The organism is Mumia sp. Pv4-285 (assembly GCF_041320275.1).
Taxonomy (GTDB): Bacteria; Actinomycetota; Actinomycetes; order Propionibacteriales; family Nocardioidaceae; genus Mumia; species Mumia qirimensis.
In genome coordinates this window covers 2,145,745-2,159,655 of sequence record NZ_CP162023.1, presented here as the reverse complement: position 1 = coordinate 2,159,655, position 13,911 = coordinate 2,145,745, and the positions used below count along the sequence as shown (strand labels likewise).

17 protein-coding genes are annotated in these 13,911 nt (G+C 71.3%); 3 read left to right on the top strand and 14 right to left on the bottom strand.

Annotation, left to right across the window (positions count from 1 at the left end; translation table 11 throughout):
* Nucleotides 1-20: 20 nt before the first annotated feature.
* From pheT to infC, 7 genes are all read right to left on the bottom strand, one after another.
* On the bottom strand, nt 21-2,519 hold the full coding sequence (gene pheT / locus AB3M34_RS10415; protein ID WP_370619644.1) for a phenylalanine--tRNA ligase subunit beta: 2,499 nt from the start codon (nt 2,517-2,519) through the stop codon (nt 21-23).
* Entirely contained in the window at nt 2,519-3,622 is a 1,104-nt protein-coding gene (gene pheS, locus AB3M34_RS10410) for a phenylalanine--tRNA ligase subunit alpha (protein ID WP_370619642.1), read from the bottom strand. Before pheS ends, pheT begins: the two co-directional genes overlap by 1 nt.
* Before the next feature lie 126 nt (nt 3,623-3,748).
* A complete protein-coding gene (locus AB3M34_RS10405) occupies nt 3,749-4,798 on the bottom strand; it encodes a sensor histidine kinase (RefSeq protein WP_370619641.1) in 1,050 nt (349 codons plus the stop codon).
* Between the two features lie 11 nt (nt 4,799-4,809).
* A complete protein-coding gene (locus AB3M34_RS10400) occupies nt 4,810-5,637 on the bottom strand; it encodes a TrmH family RNA methyltransferase (protein ID WP_370619639.1) in 828 nt (275 codons plus the stop codon).
* Between the two features lie 26 nt (nt 5,638-5,663).
* Nucleotides 5,664-6,056, bottom strand: coding sequence for a 50S ribosomal protein L20 (rplT, locus tag AB3M34_RS10395; RefSeq protein ID WP_370619637.1), 393 nt, complete (start codon nt 6,054-6,056; stop codon nt 5,664-5,666).
* An 80-nt stretch (nt 6,057-6,136) separates the two neighbouring features.
* A complete protein-coding gene (locus tag AB3M34_RS10390) occupies nt 6,137-6,334 on the bottom strand; it encodes a large ribosomal subunit protein bL35 (protein WP_149768748.1) in 198 nt (65 codons plus the stop codon).
* A gap of 1 nt (nt 6,335) precedes the next feature.
* Complete coding sequence (gene infC / locus AB3M34_RS10385) at nt 6,336-7,070, bottom strand: translation initiation factor IF-3 (RefSeq protein ID WP_370619634.1); 735 nt, start codon at nt 7,068-7,070, stop codon at nt 6,336-6,338.
* 246 nt (nt 7,071-7,316) lie between these two features.
* Between infC and AB3M34_RS10380 the strand changes: the two genes are divergently transcribed.
* Both AB3M34_RS10380 and AB3M34_RS10375 read left to right on the top strand, forming a co-directional pair.
* Complete coding sequence (locus AB3M34_RS10380; RefSeq protein ID WP_370619632.1) at nt 7,317-8,366, top strand: GNAT family N-acetyltransferase; 1,050 nt, start codon at nt 7,317-7,319, stop codon at nt 8,364-8,366.
* A gap of 47 nt (nt 8,367-8,413) precedes the next feature.
* Complete coding sequence (locus tag AB3M34_RS10375; protein WP_370619630.1) at nt 8,414-8,710, top strand: DUF4333 domain-containing protein; 297 nt, start codon at nt 8,414-8,416, stop codon at nt 8,708-8,710.
* Nucleotides 8,711-8,727: 17 nt separating this feature from the next.
* Here the strand turns inward: AB3M34_RS10375 and AB3M34_RS10370 are convergent, their stop codons facing one another.
* Complete coding sequence (locus AB3M34_RS10370) at nt 8,728-9,204, bottom strand: SseB family protein (protein WP_370619628.1); 477 nt, start codon at nt 9,202-9,204, stop codon at nt 8,728-8,730.
* Nucleotides 9,205-9,268: 64 nt separating this feature from the next.
* Here AB3M34_RS10370 and AB3M34_RS10365 point away from each other — a divergent pair, with 64 nt between their 5' ends.
* A complete protein-coding gene (locus AB3M34_RS10365) occupies nt 9,269-9,730 on the top strand; it encodes a hypothetical protein (protein WP_370619626.1) in 462 nt (153 codons plus the stop codon).
* Nucleotides 9,731-9,764: 34 nt separating this feature from the next.
* Here AB3M34_RS10365 and AB3M34_RS10360 read toward each other — a convergent pair whose 3' ends face one another.
* The 6 genes from AB3M34_RS10360 to pnuC form a co-directional block, all read right to left on the bottom strand.
* Nucleotides 9,765-10,226 (bottom strand): PH domain-containing protein, encoded by a 462-nt coding sequence (locus AB3M34_RS10360; protein ID WP_370619624.1) that lies wholly within the window; start codon nt 10,224-10,226, stop codon nt 9,765-9,767.
* Nucleotides 10,223-11,068, bottom strand: coding sequence for an ATP phosphoribosyltransferase (gene hisG / locus AB3M34_RS10355; RefSeq protein WP_370619622.1), 846 nt, complete (start codon nt 11,066-11,068; stop codon nt 10,223-10,225). Before hisG ends, AB3M34_RS10360 begins: the two co-directional genes overlap by 4 nt.
* A 102-nt stretch (nt 11,069-11,170) precedes the next feature.
* Nucleotides 11,171-11,434, bottom strand: coding sequence for a phosphoribosyl-ATP diphosphatase (locus tag AB3M34_RS10350; protein WP_370619620.1), 264 nt, complete (start codon nt 11,432-11,434; stop codon nt 11,171-11,173).
* A gap of 6 nt (nt 11,435-11,440) precedes the next feature.
* Nucleotides 11,441-11,914, bottom strand: coding sequence for a 6,7-dimethyl-8-ribityllumazine synthase (ribH, locus tag AB3M34_RS10345; RefSeq protein WP_370619618.1), 474 nt, complete (start codon nt 11,912-11,914; stop codon nt 11,441-11,443).
* A complete protein-coding gene (locus AB3M34_RS10340) occupies nt 11,911-13,215 on the bottom strand; it encodes a bifunctional 3,4-dihydroxy-2-butanone-4-phosphate synthase/GTP cyclohydrolase II (protein ID WP_370619616.1) in 1,305 nt (434 codons plus the stop codon). The genes ribH and AB3M34_RS10340 overlap by 4 nt, the downstream gene beginning before the upstream one ends.
* Complete coding sequence (gene pnuC / locus AB3M34_RS10335; protein ID WP_370619614.1) at nt 13,212-13,907, bottom strand: nicotinamide riboside transporter PnuC; 696 nt, start codon at nt 13,905-13,907, stop codon at nt 13,212-13,214. The genes AB3M34_RS10340 and pnuC overlap by 4 nt, the downstream gene beginning before the upstream one ends.
* Nucleotides 13,908-13,911: the final 4 nt, after the last annotated feature.

Below are 13,911 nucleotides of genomic sequence, written 5' to 3'. Positions count from 1 at the left end.
ACCACGAGTCCCCTCCGAAGTCAGGCGCGCTGCACGGCTCCCGTGGCCTCGGCGGCACGAGCGACCGCGGCCTCGCGTACGGCGGTGGCCTCCGCCTCGGTCAGCGTCCGGTCGTCAGCACGCATCCGCAGTGCGAACGCGAGCGACTTGTGGCCCGCAGGCACCTGCTCGCCGGTGTAGACGTCGAAGAGACGGACCGACTCGAGCAGCTCGCCACCGCCCTCGACCAGCGCGTTGAGGACGTCCTGGCTCGCCACGTCGTCGGCGACGACGAGCGACACGTCCTCCTTCGCGACCGGGTACGCCGAGAACGACGGACGCCTGCCCAGGTCCGGGGCCGCCGAGAGGATGGCGTCCAGGTCGATCTCTGCGGCGACGGTGCGCGCCGGCACGCCGTAGTCCCGGCACACGCGCGGGTGGAGCTCGCCGGCGAACCCGATGGTGCGTCCTGCGACGACCAGCTCTGCCGTACGGCCCGGGTGCCACGGTGCGGGGATGGAACCGGCCCGCACCTCGACCGGGACGTGCACGGAGTCAGCGACCCGACGGACCGCCTCGACGGCGTCGCCCCACTGGACGCGCCGACCCTTGCCCCACCAGCCGGCCGGCTCACGGTGACCCGTGGCAGCCAGCACCAGGTGCAGCGGCTGCTCAGGCAGGGCCTCGTCGAAGGCCGCGTACTCGTCGTCGCTCGGAGCCCGGTCGACCCCGTAGATCGGCGCCTCGGCCGACTCGTCCTTGGGCAGGAACACGCGACCGGTCTCGAAGATCGCGACGTCGTCGTGCCCACGACCCACGTTGAGCGACAGCGCCTTCAGGGCGCCCGTCATCAAGGTCGTCGTGAGACCCGGCTCCTCCGCGGAGAGCGGGTTCTCGAGGAGCACCTGGTCACGCCGCACGTCGTCCGCCGGGAGGTGCAGACGGTCGAAGTCGGCCGGTCCCGCGAACGGGAACGTCTTGACCTCCACGTAGCCGGCACCGGCCATCACCAGCCCGATGCGACGACGCAGACGCTGGGGCTTGGTCAGCCCACGACCGGCCGGCGCGTGCGGCAGCACGGACGGCACCTGGTCGTACCCGACGTGACGCAGCACCTCTTCGACCATGTCGTACGGGTCGGTAAGGTCAGGGCGCCAGGACGGCGGGACGACGGCGAGCGTGCCGCCGTCGTGCTCGACGGCGCACCCGTTGGCGACCAGTGCGGCCACGGCCGTCTCGGGCGTGACTGCCACACCTGAGATCCGGGCGGGCAGGTCGTCGGCGAGCGAGACCTGCGGCCGTGCGGGCGGACGCCCGACGAGCGTGACGCCCGGCTCGATGGTGCCCCCGCCGAGCTCGACGAGGAGGTCGGCGACGCGCTGTGCCGCGTACGGCGGCAGCTCGGGGTCGACACCGCGCTCGAAGCGACGGGACGCCTCCGTCGACAGCTTCTGCAGACGTGAGGTGTGGGCGATCGTCGTCGGGTCCCAGTAGGCCGCCTCGATGACGATGTCGGTAGTCGTCGCCGCCAGCTCGGTCGACGCCCCGCCCATCACGCCGGCGAGGCCGATCGGGCCGGAGTCGTCAGCGATCACGAGGTCGTCCGGGGTCACGTCACGCACGACGTCGTCGAGCGTGACGACCTTCTCCCCCGCCCGCGCACGTCGTACGACGATCGGGCCCCGCAGGGCCGCGCGGTCGTAGCCGTGGATCGGCTGACCGAGCTCAAGCATCACGTAGTTGGTCACGTCGACGCCGAGCGAGATCGAGCGCACGCCCATCAGCTCGAGGCGGCGCGACATCCACCGCGGCGTCGGGGCAGACGGGTCGAACCCGGTGACCGTGCGCGCCGCGAAGACGGGACACCCGATCGAGTCCTCGACGACGACCTCGTACGCCTCGGTCCCGTCGTCGCCGGTCAGCGGGATCGCCGCGGGGTCGCGGAAGGCGACGTCGTAACCGATGGCGGCGTCACGGGCGACACCTCGCATCGAGAGGGCGTACGCCCGGTCAGGGTTGACCTCGAGATCGAGGACGTCGTCGCGCAGGCCGAGCAGCGCGACCGCGTCGTCACCCACCTCGGCGGACCCCTCCGGAAGGACGATGATGCCGTCGGGGTCGCCGCTCGTGCCGAGCTCGGCCCCCGAGCAGATCATGCCGTCGGAGACGTGGCCGTACGTCTTGCGGGAGCTGATCGCGACGGGACCGGGGAGCACCGAGCCCGGCAGCGCGACGACGACCAGGTCGCCGGGCCCGAAGTTGTGGGCGCCGCAGACGATGCCGCGCGGCTCGTTGCCCTCGGCGTTGTGCTCGGGCCCGACGTCGACCGAGCACCAGTTGATCGTCTTGCCGTTCTTCTGCGGCTCGGGCTCGACCGACAGCACGCGGCCGACGACGATCGGGCCACGGAGTTCGGACCCGACGGCGTCGATCTCCTCGAGCTTGAGGTCGAGCATGGTCAGACGGTCGGCGAGTGCGCCCGTCGTGAGGTCGGAAGGCAGGTCGACGTAGTCGCGCAGCCACGAGACGGGGACGCGCATCAGATCTCAACTCCGAACGGCTCGGTGAAACGGATGTCTCCGTCGAAGAGGTCGCGCAGGTCGGCGATGTCGTACCGGCCGGTGATCGTCCGGTCGAGGCCGATGCCGAAGGCGAAGCCCGAGTAGCGCTCGGGGTCGACACCGTTCGCGACCAGGACGCGCGGGTTGACGACACCGCAGCCGCCCCACTCGACCCAGCCCTCGCCACGGCACGTCCGGCAGTCGGCGACCGACGCGGGATCGTTGTGGCACACGTAGCAGAGCAGGTCCATCTCGGCGCTGGGCTCGGTGAACGGGAAGTAGGACGGGCGGAACCGCGTGGTCATGCCCTCGCCGTAGATCGCCTGCGCGAAGTGGTCCAGGGTGCCCTTGAGGTGGGCCATCGAGAGGCCCTCGTCGATCGCCAGGCCCTCGACCTGGTGGAAGACCGGCGAGTGGGTGGCGTCGAGCTCGTCGGTCCGGAAGACCCGGCCGGGCGCGATCACGTAGATCGGCGGCTTGCGGGTGAGCATCGTGCGCGACTGCACCGGCGACGTGTGCGTGCGCAGGACCATCGCGGCCTTCTCGGGGCTGACCCAGAAGGTGTCCTGCATGGTGCGCGCCGGGTGGTCCGGACCCAGGTTCAGCGCGTCGAAGTTGAGCCACTCGGCCTCGACCTCAGGCCCCTCGGCGACCTCCCAGCCCATCGCGACGAAGATGTCGGCGACGCGCTCCTGGATGGTCGTGAGGGGGTGGCGGGCCCCGACCGGGGTGCGGTCGGTCGGCAGCGTCACGTCGACGGTCTCGTCGGCGAGCATCCGCGCCTCGGCCTCGACCTCGAGCACGGCGGTGCGATCGGCGATCGCCTCGGAGACGGCGCGGCGTGCCTGTCCGACCCGCATCCCTGCGTCCTTGCGGGCCTGCGGAGGAAGTGCGCCGATCTCGCGGTTGGCGAGCCCCAGCGGCGACCGGTCGCCGGCGTGGTCGATGCGTACCTGCTTCAGCGCCGCGAGCGAGTCGGCGGCCGCGACTGCGGCGAGCGCGGCGTCGCGCATGGACGCGACCTCTTCCGCGTGCAGCGGCGACACCTCGACAGGGTCGTAGTCGCTGTTGGGTCCGGACATGGTCACCCTTCTTCATCATGCACAGTCTTCGGCACCGGGCATCGACGTCGTGTGCTCGTCGCCGCGGATGTCGGCGGACCCGGGCGTCGTCCCGTCTGATCCAGTCTAGGGAGGTCGTCGAACGAGTTACGGGCGTGGGCTCTCGCGGAGGACCTCGGGGACGTTCTCGGGGAACCACACGCCGACGCAGGCTCCCCCGCGATCGCCGTCGCAGACCTCGATCTCGCCGCCGTGCGCGTCGACCACGCCCTTGACGATGTAGAGGCCGAGGCCGGTCCCTCCACGGTCGCCGGACCTCCAGAACCGCGTGAAGACCCGCGTGCGGATCTCCTCGGGGATGCCGGGGCCGAAGTCGAACACCTCCAGCGCCACCCCGTCGGGGAAGCGCGAGGGGCGTCGCACGACGACCTCCCGCACCCCGAGTCCGTGGCGCTGCGCGTTCTCGAGGAGGTTGGTGAGGACCTGGGAGTAGCGGTCGGGGTCCACCCACACGCGGGGAAGGTCTGGCTCCGCGGTCACCTCGAGCTTGAGGCCGCTGCCGGCGGCGACGTTGGCGAGGATGCGTCGCGTCGCCTCGACGAGGTCGACCGGCTCGGGTCGCAGCACGAGCCGGCCCGAGTCGATCCGCGCCGCGTCGAGCAGGTCGGTGATCAGCCGCGACAGCCGGTCGGCGTCGGAGTCGACCGTCTCCAGCATCAGCTGACGCTGCTGGTCGGAGAAGCGGTCCCAGTTGTTGAGCAGCGTGGCCGTGAAGCCCTTGACCCCGGTGAGCGGCGACCGGAGCTCGTGCGCGACCGTCGCGACGAGGTCCGAGCGGGCCCGGTCGCGCCGGGCGCGGGACTTCGCGGTGCGCATCGACACGACGAGCTGGCGTACGGGGCCTCGGCGCTCGTCGCGCACCAGGTTCGCCGTGACCAGCAGCTCGACGCCCTCGTGCGTGTGCCAGCTCGACTCCGACAGCCGGGTCCGTGTCGACAGGCCGGAGTAGGGGCGCATGCAGGCGAACCACGTGTTGCCGGCGAGGTCGTCGAGCGGGAGGGCGTCGGAGATGTGCATCCCCACGAGCTCGTCGGCGGCACGGTCCAGCATCCGCGCGGCCGCGGCGTTGACCCGGACCACGACGCCGTCGGCATCGGCGAGCACCACGCCGTCGGGCAGCAGGTCGACGTCGATCACGGCGGCCTCCGTCAGTCCCTCGCCGGGTGTGCTGTACGCGCGGAAGCGTACAGGCACACGGCCGCGGCGGTTGCGAGGTTCAGGCTCTCTGCCCGTCCGAAGATCGGCACGGAGACCACGGTGTCGGCCAGGGCACGGGTCGTCTCGGGGAGACCCCACGCCTCGTTGCCGAACAGCCACGCGGTCGGCCCGTCGAGGAGCCCGCCACGCTCGGCGGCGAACAGGTCGACGTCGGCGACGCCGTCGGCCGCCAGCACGCGGAGGCCGGCGGCGCGCACGGCCTCGATGGCCGCTGCCGTGTCGCGCTCCACGACGACGTCGAGGTGGAAAATGCTCCCGACGCTCGCACGGACGGCCTTCGGGTTGTAGGGGTCGACCGAGTCGCCCAGCAGCAGCACGGCATCTGCGCCGGCGGCGTCGGCGCAGCGGATGACGGCGCCGGCGTTGCCGGGGTCGCGCACCTCGGCGCAGACGGCGAGGAGGCGAGGGGCTCTGTCGAGGACGTCGGCCAGAGGCCGGTCGAGGTAGTCGCAGACGGCGACGACGCCCTGCGGCGTCACGGTCTCGCTGACCGCGGCCACGACCTCGTCGTCGACGACGTGCCACCGGTCGCCCGCGACCGCGGCGAGATCGGGGTAGCGCTGGGTGACGGCGGCGGTGGCGTACACGTCGTGCACCAGACCGGGCCGACGCGACGCGAGGTCGAGCGCCTCACGGACGGCCTGCGGGCCCTCCGCCAGGAAAGCGCGGTCCTTCTCCCGGAAACGCCGCGTGGCGAGCCGCCGAGCAGCCTTCACCCGCCCGGTACGGGGGGTGAGGACGTGCTCAGGACTCGCCACGTGCGTCGTGTGCGGAAGCAGCCGGGTCAGGCGGCGTCCGCGGCCTTCGGCTTGTTGACGTCGGCCGGGAGGCTCGCCTTCGCGGTCTCCACCAGCGCAGCGAAGGTGTTCGGGTCGTTGACGGCGAGATCGGCGAGGATCTTGCGGTCGACCTCGACACCGGCCAGGCGCAGGCCCTGGATGAAGCGGTTGTAGGTCATCCCGTGCGCGCGGACACCGGCGTTGATGCGGGTGATCCAGAGGCGACGGAAGTCGCCCTTCTTGGCGCGGCGGTCACGGTAGCTGTAGACCAGCGAGTGGGTGACCTGCTCCTTGGCCTTGCGGTAGAGGCGTGAGCGCTGTCCGCGGTAGCCGGATGCGCGCTCGAGCGTCTCGCGACGCTTCTTCGCTGCGTTGACGGAACGCTTGACGCGTGCCATGGGTTACTCCTCGTTCGGTATGTCTCGGGTACGGCCGACTGCTCGACGGCCCAGTGCTTGACGGCTCAGAGCTGGACGGCTCAGAGACCGAGCATCCGCTTGACGCGGGGGACGTCAGCCTTCGCGATCGGCTGGTCGCCGTTCTCGAGGCGGGTGCGCGCCGTGTTCGACTTCTGCATCATGTGGGTACGGCGACGGCCGTGCTTGTGCACGAGCTTGCCGGTGCCGGTCACCTTGACGCGCTTCTTCATGCCCGAGTTGCGCTTCATCTTCGGCATCTCATGCCTCCATGTCTGGGTCGATGTTCTCCGAGCGCTTGCGGGGCTTCTTGGCAGAAACCGGCTGCTCGCTCGCCTCGCGCTGCGCCTTGTCGTACGCAGCGTCGGCGTCACGCTCGGCAGCCCGCTCGGCCATTTGGCGATCCTTCGCCTCCTTGGCCTCCACACGGGCTTCGGACTTCTTCTTGTGGGGTGCGACCACCATCGTCATGTTGCGGCCGTCCTGGCGCGGCGAGGCCTCGATGAAGCCGAGCTCCTCGATGTCAGCGGCGAGGCGCTGGAGGAGCCGGAAACCGAGCTCGGGGCGGCTCTGCTCACGACCGCGGAACATGATCGTGATCTTGACCTTGTCGCCCTGCTTGAGGAACCGCTCGACGTGACCCTTCTTGGTGTCGTAGTCGTGCTGGTCGATCTTGGGGCGGAGCTTCATCTCTTTGATGATGGTGTGGGTCTGGTTGCGCCGGGACTCGCGTGCCTTCTGGGCGGCCTCGTACTTGAACTTGCCGTAGTCCATCAGGCGGCACACCGGCGGACGGGCCGTCGGGGCGACCTCGACGAGGTCGAGGTCGGACTCCTGGGCCAGGCGAAGCGCATCGTCGAGTCGGACGATGCCGACCTGCTCGCCGTTGGGACCGACGAGGCGTACCTCGTTGGCGCGAATGCGGTCGTTGACGCGCAGCTCTGTGGTGATGGGTCCTCCTGGGTTCGTACCGGTCAGTCGTCGTGCGACGACCACCAGAGACGAAAAATGGCCTTCGCTTCGAAGCGAAGGCCACTGGAACCGCGCACGAGGTGCACGCTGCTTCGTCGACCTCCCCGGGCGGGGCGCGTCTTCAAAGCAGGAACCCGACGACCGATGATCGCCCAGGTGGGAGTGGACTCCACTTCGACGGCCAACGGTAGCAGACGCCCCGGCAGGACCGAAATCCGGCGGCAACCCAGGCGATCCCGCGCGTTAACGGACGCGCGTGAGCATGAGTCCATGCTCTATCGCGTGCGTACGACCATCAAGGACAGGCCCGGCGTCCTCGCGTCCCTGGCGCGGTCGTGCGGCGACGCCGGCATCAACATCCTCAGCCTCCAGCTGTTCCCCACCCACGACGGGGTCACCGACGAGCTCGTCGTGAGCGTCGGCCCGACCTGGTCGGAGGTGCGGGTCCACAATCTCGTCGTGGCCGCCGGCGGTGAGCAGGTGAGCGTGACGCGGTGCACGGCGCGCTCGCTGCACGATGCTCCGACCAGCTACCTCCAGGCGGCCACCCGCGTCGCGACCGGTCGGACCCGGCTGGCCGACGAGCTCACGCGCCTGCTCGAGACCGATCCGCCCGACGTCGCCGACTACGCCGGGCACGACGTGATCGCGCTGGCGGGCGACCGCGCCATCGCACGAGCCGTGCCGTTCACGCCGGCCGAGCGTGCCCGGGCCGAGGCGCTCGGCGACCTCGTCGGCGTCGTCGCGGCGGCGGCGACCCGCAGGCGGACGCCGGTCACGGCCGTCGGGACGCCGAACCGGCCTGCGCGGACCGGATCCGGCTCGGACGCGGCACTGCCCGCGTACGAGGATCCGCACGTCCGCGTCGCGGTGCCGGAGGACACGCCCGCACTGGTGGAGCTCCACTCTCGGTGCAGCGAGGAGACGCTCTACCGGCGCTACCAGGCGCCGATGACCGGAGTGATCCACCGCCGGATGGCCCGGCGGCTGGCCACCCCGGTCGACGGCGCGGCCCTCGTCGCCGAGGTCGGTGCCGAGCTGGTCGCGCACGCGGTCGCCGCACCGCTCGACGAGGAGACGCCCCGCACCTGGGAGGTGGGCGTGATCGTCGAGGACGCCTGGCAGCGGCGCGGGATCGGCACCGCGCTCGTCCGGGGCGCTGCGCGGCTCGCACGCGAGGGCGGAGCGGACGAGATCGTCGTGGTCAGCCAGCCCGGCAACGACGCGATCCTCCGGACGATCGGCCGGGCGGGCTTCGTCGCGCGCATCGCACGCGCGGACAACACGGTGCGGATCACCGTCGACGTACGCCTTTGCTAGGCTGCCGCGGGTCCCGCCCCCCACGGGTCGCAGACCGAGGAGCAGCTGTGAGGATCCCCGTTCGTGCCCTGGCCGTGTGCTGTGCCGCGGTGCCCCTGCTCGCCGCGTGCGGAAGCGACCCGATCGACTCCGCCCGCCTCGAGCAGCGCATCAAGGTCGGCTACGAGCGTCAGGTCGACGGCACGCGGGTCGAGTCCGTCACGTGCCCGACCTCGATCGAGCGCGAGCCGGGCGTGACCGCCACGTGCCGGTTGACGCTCTCGACAGGCGTGTCGGGCACGATCGAGATCACGGTGCGCGACGACAAGAAGATCGAGTGGGAGGTCTCCGGCGGGGTCGGCTGAGGTTGCGCCGACCGACGTCACGGCCGCTTCGACCACGCCCACGAAGACCCGACCCCGACGAGGTCGTCGCCATCGGCCAGGTGCTGGAGGTCATCGGTCTCGACCACGGCGCGGACCGGGCCGACGAGGTCGACCAGCATCGCCGTCGCCCCCTCGGCGAGCGCCGCACGGGCGGCCTCGCGGGCCCAGACCGGCACCGGCCGCGCGTCGGCGCGCCATGCTCCGAGGGTGTCGAGCGAGCTGAAGGCCAGCAGGGCCTGGCGACCGTCGGCTCCGGTGAGCATCACAGTCGCCATGTCGGCCTCCTTGTCGCTGCCCGGCTCGGCGTTCTCGCCGAGCACGGCGACCACGGGGACGAGCACGCGTGCCGCGCTGAGAGCGGCCAGGACTGGGCCGAGGTCGCCGTCGCTGTCGTACGCCGTGAGCGCCGTCGCGAGGGTCGGGTCGGCTGATCCGTCGTCACCCGGGAACGCGGGCTCTGCCAGTGATGCCACGCCTCCACGCTAGCCGGTGGCTCGACCGCTCCCTGGTTCGAGGTCCGTGAGGCAGACTGGAGGCATGAACGACCTCGTCCTTCTGCCCTGGGCCGCCCTCCTGTCCGCGCTGGCGCTGTTCTTCGCGTGGCGCGCGAACCGCGCGGGTGACCGGGCGGCAGTCGTGCGCCGGCTCGGCTGGGCGCTCGTCCCGTGGGCGCTGTGGCTGATCGGCGCACTGCGTCTGGTGATCAGGATCGCCGACGCGGTGGCCGACTGGGCCGCCGGCTTCGTGTTCCGCCCGAGCGTGTGGCTCGGGCTGGTGGTCGCCGTGGTCGCCGTCGTGATGATCGTCGCCGGCACCCGGGCCAAGGGCCGGTCCAAGTCCCGCAGCGCGACGACCGACGTCTCCGGGGCGGGTGGGCAGGCCGTGACGAGCAAGCGCCGCACTCAGCGCAGCGCCGAGGCGCCGAAGAGGTCTGCGGCGAAGGGCGACGACGACATGGCGGAGATCGAGGACATCCTGCGCCGGCACGGCATCCAGTAGCGCGACCGGACTCCGCCCGGCTGCGCGATGCGGCTCAGGCGCCCGACTCGAGGATCCGCTCGCGCAGGTACCAGACGGCGTCGCGCACGCGGGGGCCGTCCGAGGCAGGGATGCCGACCATCATGATCCGACGGTCGTCACGGGTCTCCAGCGTGGGCCACGGCGCACCGTCGGTGTAGGCGACGTCCAGGACGTCCGTCCACGCCACGTGGTGGGTGCGGTAGCCGTTGCGCACGTGGATCCCGGCGTCGTCGGCGACGACCCGGCTACGGACGATGCCCCACAGCACCACGTCGACGAACACCAGGAACAGCACCAGGGTGCCGGTCTGGAGCACCGTGAACTGCGTGCGCACCTCCTCCGGGAGCGTCAGGGCGATCGCGAAGAACAGGACCCACAGGCAGGCGCCGGCCACGACGGACACCACCGCCGGGCCGACCGGCCGGAAGACGCGGCGACCGTCCGGCCGCGGATCGGCGCCGGAGCTCGAGCTCACAGCCGGCACGCCAGGATGTCGGTGACGAGCGTGCCGCGAGCGCCGAGCGACCACAGCTGGTCCATGACCTTCTGGGCGGCGTCGCGCGGCACCATCGACCGGACCGCGACCCACCCTTCGCGATGCAGCGGCGAGACCGTCGGCGACTCGATGCCCGGCGTGAGGGCGACCGCCGCCTCGACCTGCTCGACCCGGATGTCGTAGTCCATCATCACGTAGGTCCGCGCCACGAGGACGCTCTGGAGCCGTCGCTCGAAAACTGCGAAGCCGTCCGGCGCGGGACGGTCCTTCGGACGGATCACGACCGCCTCCGACGCGAGGATCGGCTCACCGACGATCTCGAGCCCGGCCTGGCGCAGCGTCGAGCCGGTCTCCACGACGTCGGCGATCAGGTCGGCGACACCCAGGCGTACGGAGGACTCCACGGCGCCGTCCAGACGGACGACCTTCGCGTCGATCCCCCGCTCGGCCAGCCAGGCTCGCACCACGCCGGGGTACGACGTCGCGATCGTGCGGCCCTCGAGCTCGGAGAGCTTCGCGAGCGACCCGACCGGCGCGGCGAAGTGGAAGCTGGAGGCGCCGAAGCCGAGCGAGAGGATCTCGTCGGCGGCGGCACCGGAGTCGAGCAGGAGGTCGCGGCCCGTGATCCCGAGGTCGAGGGTGCCGTCCCCGACGTAGATCGCGATGTCTCGCGGCCTCAGGTAGAAGAACTCGACGTCGTTGTCGGCGTCGAGCGTGACGAGGTCACGGCTGCTGCGACGCTGGCGGTAGCCCGCGTCGACGAGCATCTGTGCAGCGGACTCGGACAGCGAGCCCTTGTTGGGTACGGCGACTTTCAGCATGGCGGTCTTCCCGGTTCGGATCTGGTGCTCGCCGGGCAACCGTGCCCGGCGGACGTGCTGTGCGGCGGAGGCACGGGCAAGCAGGACAGGGCGGCTTGCCCGTCACAGATGCGCGTAGACGTCGTCCAGCGTGAGTCCCTTGGCCAGCATCATCACCTGCACGTGGTAGAGCAGCTGGCTGAGCTCCTCGGCCGCCCGCTCGGGCGACTCGTGCTCAGCCGCCATCCAGGACTCGGCAGCCTCCTCGACCAGCTTCTTGCCGATCGTGTGGACGCCGCCGTCGAGCTCTGCGACGGTGCGCGAGCCCTCGGGGCGGTGGGCCGCCTTGTCGCTGAGCTCGGAAAAGAGCGCGTCGAAGGTCTTCATCGAGGCCTAGCGTACCGATCGGAGTACGCGGGCCGTCGCCACGGCTGCCTGGGCGGCCTCGCGACCCTTGTCCTCCTTGCTGTCCTCCAGCCCCGCACGGTCGAGCGCCTGGCTCTCGTCGTCGCACGTGAGCAGGCCGAACCCGATCGGCACGCCGGTGTCGAGCGCGACCTGCGCGAGGCCGTCCGTGGCCGCCGCGCACACGTACTCGAAGTGCGGCGTGCCGCCGCGGATCACGACGCCGAGCGCGACGACCGCGTCGTACCCGGCACGCGCGTACGCCTGCACGACCGGCGGCAGCTCGAACGACCCCGGCACGCGTACGAGCGTCGGAGGCGGGCAGCCCATCTCACCGAGGGCGGTCGTCGCCCCGGCGACCAGCCCGTCCATGACGACGGTGTGCCACGACGAGGCGACGATCGCCACGCGCAGCCCGCTCCCGTCGGTGCTCGCCAGGTCGGGGGAACCGTGTCCGCTCATCGTGTGCTCTCCTTCGTGTCGACCGTCGTCTCCTCGATCTCGACCAGGTCGGGCAGGTGGTGTCCCATCCGCTCGGCCTTGGTCTGCAGGTACCGCAGGTTGTCGTCGGTGGGGCTGATCGCCAGGGGCACGCGCTCGGTGACGGTCAGGCCGTATCGCTCGAGCGCCTCCACCTTGTCCGGGTTGTTGGTGAGCAGCCGGACCGACGAGACGCCGAGGTCCCGCAGGATCTGCGCGCCGTCGGCGTAGTGGCGCGCGTCGATCGGCAGTCCGAGGGCGAGGTTGGCGTCGACGGTGTCCTGCCCGGTGTCCTGCAGCGCGTACGCCTGGAGCTTGGCGAGCAGCCCGATCCCCCGCCCCTCGTGGCCGCGGAGATAGACGATCACCCCCGACCCGTGCTCGATCACGGCGGCCATCGACGCCTGCAGCTGCGGGCCGCAGTCGCACCGCTGCGAGCCGAGGACGTCTCCGGTGAGGCACTCGGAGTGGACCCGCACCAGCACGTCCGCGCCGTCGCCGAGGTCGCCGTACACGAGACCCACCTGCTCGTTGCCATCGACGGAGTTGCGGTAGCCGTACGCGGTGAACGTGCCGAACTCCGTCGGCAGCCGCGTCTCGACCGCGCGCTCCATCTGAGACTCGTGGCGGCGCCGGTAGGTGATCAGATCCTCGATGGAGATCATCGCGAGGCCGTGCTCGTCGGCGAACTCGCGCAGCCGCGGTGCGCGCATGAGGCTGCCGTCGTCGTTGATCAGCTCGCCGATGACGCCGGCAGGGGTGAGCCCGGCGAGGCGCGCGAGGTCCACCGCCGCTTCCGTGTGCCCCGGCCGGGCCAGGACGCCGCCGGGCTTGGCGCGCAGCGGGAGGATGTGCCCGGGCTGGATCAGCTCGAACGGTTCCGTCGCGGAGTCCGCGAGCACGCGGACGGTGTGTGCCCGGTCGGCCGCCGAGATCCCCGTGGTGACGCCGTCACGGGCGTCGACGGAGATCGTGTACGCCGTCTTGAGGCGGTCACGGTTGTGCGGCGTCATCAAGGCGATGCCGAGACGGTCCAGGATCTCGCCGGTCACCGGGGCGCAGACGTACCCGCTGGAGTAGCGGACCATCAACCCCATCAGCGCCGGCGTCGCCTTGCTCGCCGCGAAGATCAGGTCGCCCTCGTTCTCGCGACCGGGGTCGTCGACGACCACGACGGCGCGACCCGCTGCCATGTCGGCGATCGCCCGCTCGACGGTGTCGAGCTGCACTGCGTCGAGGCCCTCGCGCTCCTCGTACGGGTCGATGCTCTGCTGTGCGCTCATGTGCCCACCACCTCCGTTGATCGGTCGTGCTTCGGCGCTTCGGCGCGCGCCACGCGCAGCCACACCACGAAGCCCCAGACGACGAAGCCTGCGTAGACCGCGTACAGCACCGCCGAGGGGTAGTAGTGGAAGTACAGGAGCTCGGGGACGCCGACCAGGTCGACGGCGAGCCAGACGAGCCAGAAGTCGACCCACCCGCGCGCCATGGCGAACGTGGCAAGGATCGAGCCGACGAAGATCCAGGCGTCGGCGACGTAGTACCAGTCGGGTGCCGGCCAGCCCGCGCCGATCTGCGTGAACAGCCACGCGCAGAAGACCACGCCGACAGCGGCTGCCAGCAGGTACGCGACGCGCTCGCGCGGCGTCGCCCAGCGGGGCACGACGGCCGGCGCGTCAGGGGCTCGCCGGGTGCTGCGCCAGCGCTGCCAGCCGTAGATGGACACCGCCACGAAGAACACCTGCCGCGCGGCCTGCCCGTACAACGGCGCACCGTGACCGCCGAGCGCGGTGCCGAGGAAGACCGTGAACAGCAAGACGTTGCCGACGATGCCGACCGGCCAGGCCCACACCCTGCGACGCATGCCGCCGATCGCGGAGGCGAGACCGAACGCGTTGCCGACGATCTCGCGCCACGCGATCGCGTGCCCGCCGATCGTCAGGTGCGCGTCGTAGAGGTCGGTGAGGAGGCTCATCGGC

Excerpts from the sequence above, each read along its gene's own strand:
- AB3M34_RS10380 (WP_370619632.1), top strand. The coding sequence starts at position 7,317 with ATGCTCTATCGCGTGCGTACGACCATCAAGGACAGGCCCGGCGTCCTC.
- ribH (WP_370619618.1), bottom strand. The coding sequence starts at position 11,914 with ATGAGCGGACACGGTTCCCCCGACCTGGCGAGCACCGACGGGAGCGGG.
- AB3M34_RS10340 (WP_370619616.1), bottom strand. The coding sequence starts at position 13,215 with ATGAGCGCACAGCAGAGCATCGACCCGTACGAGGAGCGCGAGGGCCTC.
- AB3M34_RS10390 (WP_149768748.1), bottom strand. The coding sequence starts at position 6,334 with ATGCCGAAGATGAAGCGCAACTCGGGCATGAAGAAGCGCGTCAAGGTG.
- pheT (WP_370619644.1), bottom strand. The coding sequence starts at position 2,519 with ATGCGCGTCCCCGTCTCGTGGCTGCGCGACTACGTCGACCTGCCTTCC.
- pnuC (WP_370619614.1), bottom strand. The coding sequence starts at position 13,907 with ATGAGCCTCCTCACCGACCTCTACGACGCGCACCTGACGATCGGCGGG.
- AB3M34_RS10365 (WP_370619626.1), top strand. The coding sequence starts at position 9,269 with ATGAACGACCTCGTCCTTCTGCCCTGGGCCGCCCTCCTGTCCGCGCTG.
- pheS (WP_370619642.1), bottom strand. The coding sequence starts at position 3,622 with ATGTCCGGACCCAACAGCGACTACGACCCTGTCGAGGTGTCGCCGCTG.
- AB3M34_RS10350 (WP_370619620.1), bottom strand. The coding sequence starts at position 11,434 with ATGAAGACCTTCGACGCGCTCTTTTCCGAGCTCAGCGACAAGGCGGCC.
- hisG (WP_370619622.1), bottom strand. The coding sequence starts at position 11,068 with ATGCTGAAAGTCGCCGTACCCAACAAGGGCTCGCTGTCCGAGTCCGCT.
- rplT (WP_370619637.1), bottom strand. The coding sequence starts at position 6,056 with ATGGCACGCGTCAAGCGTTCCGTCAACGCAGCGAAGAAGCGTCGCGAG.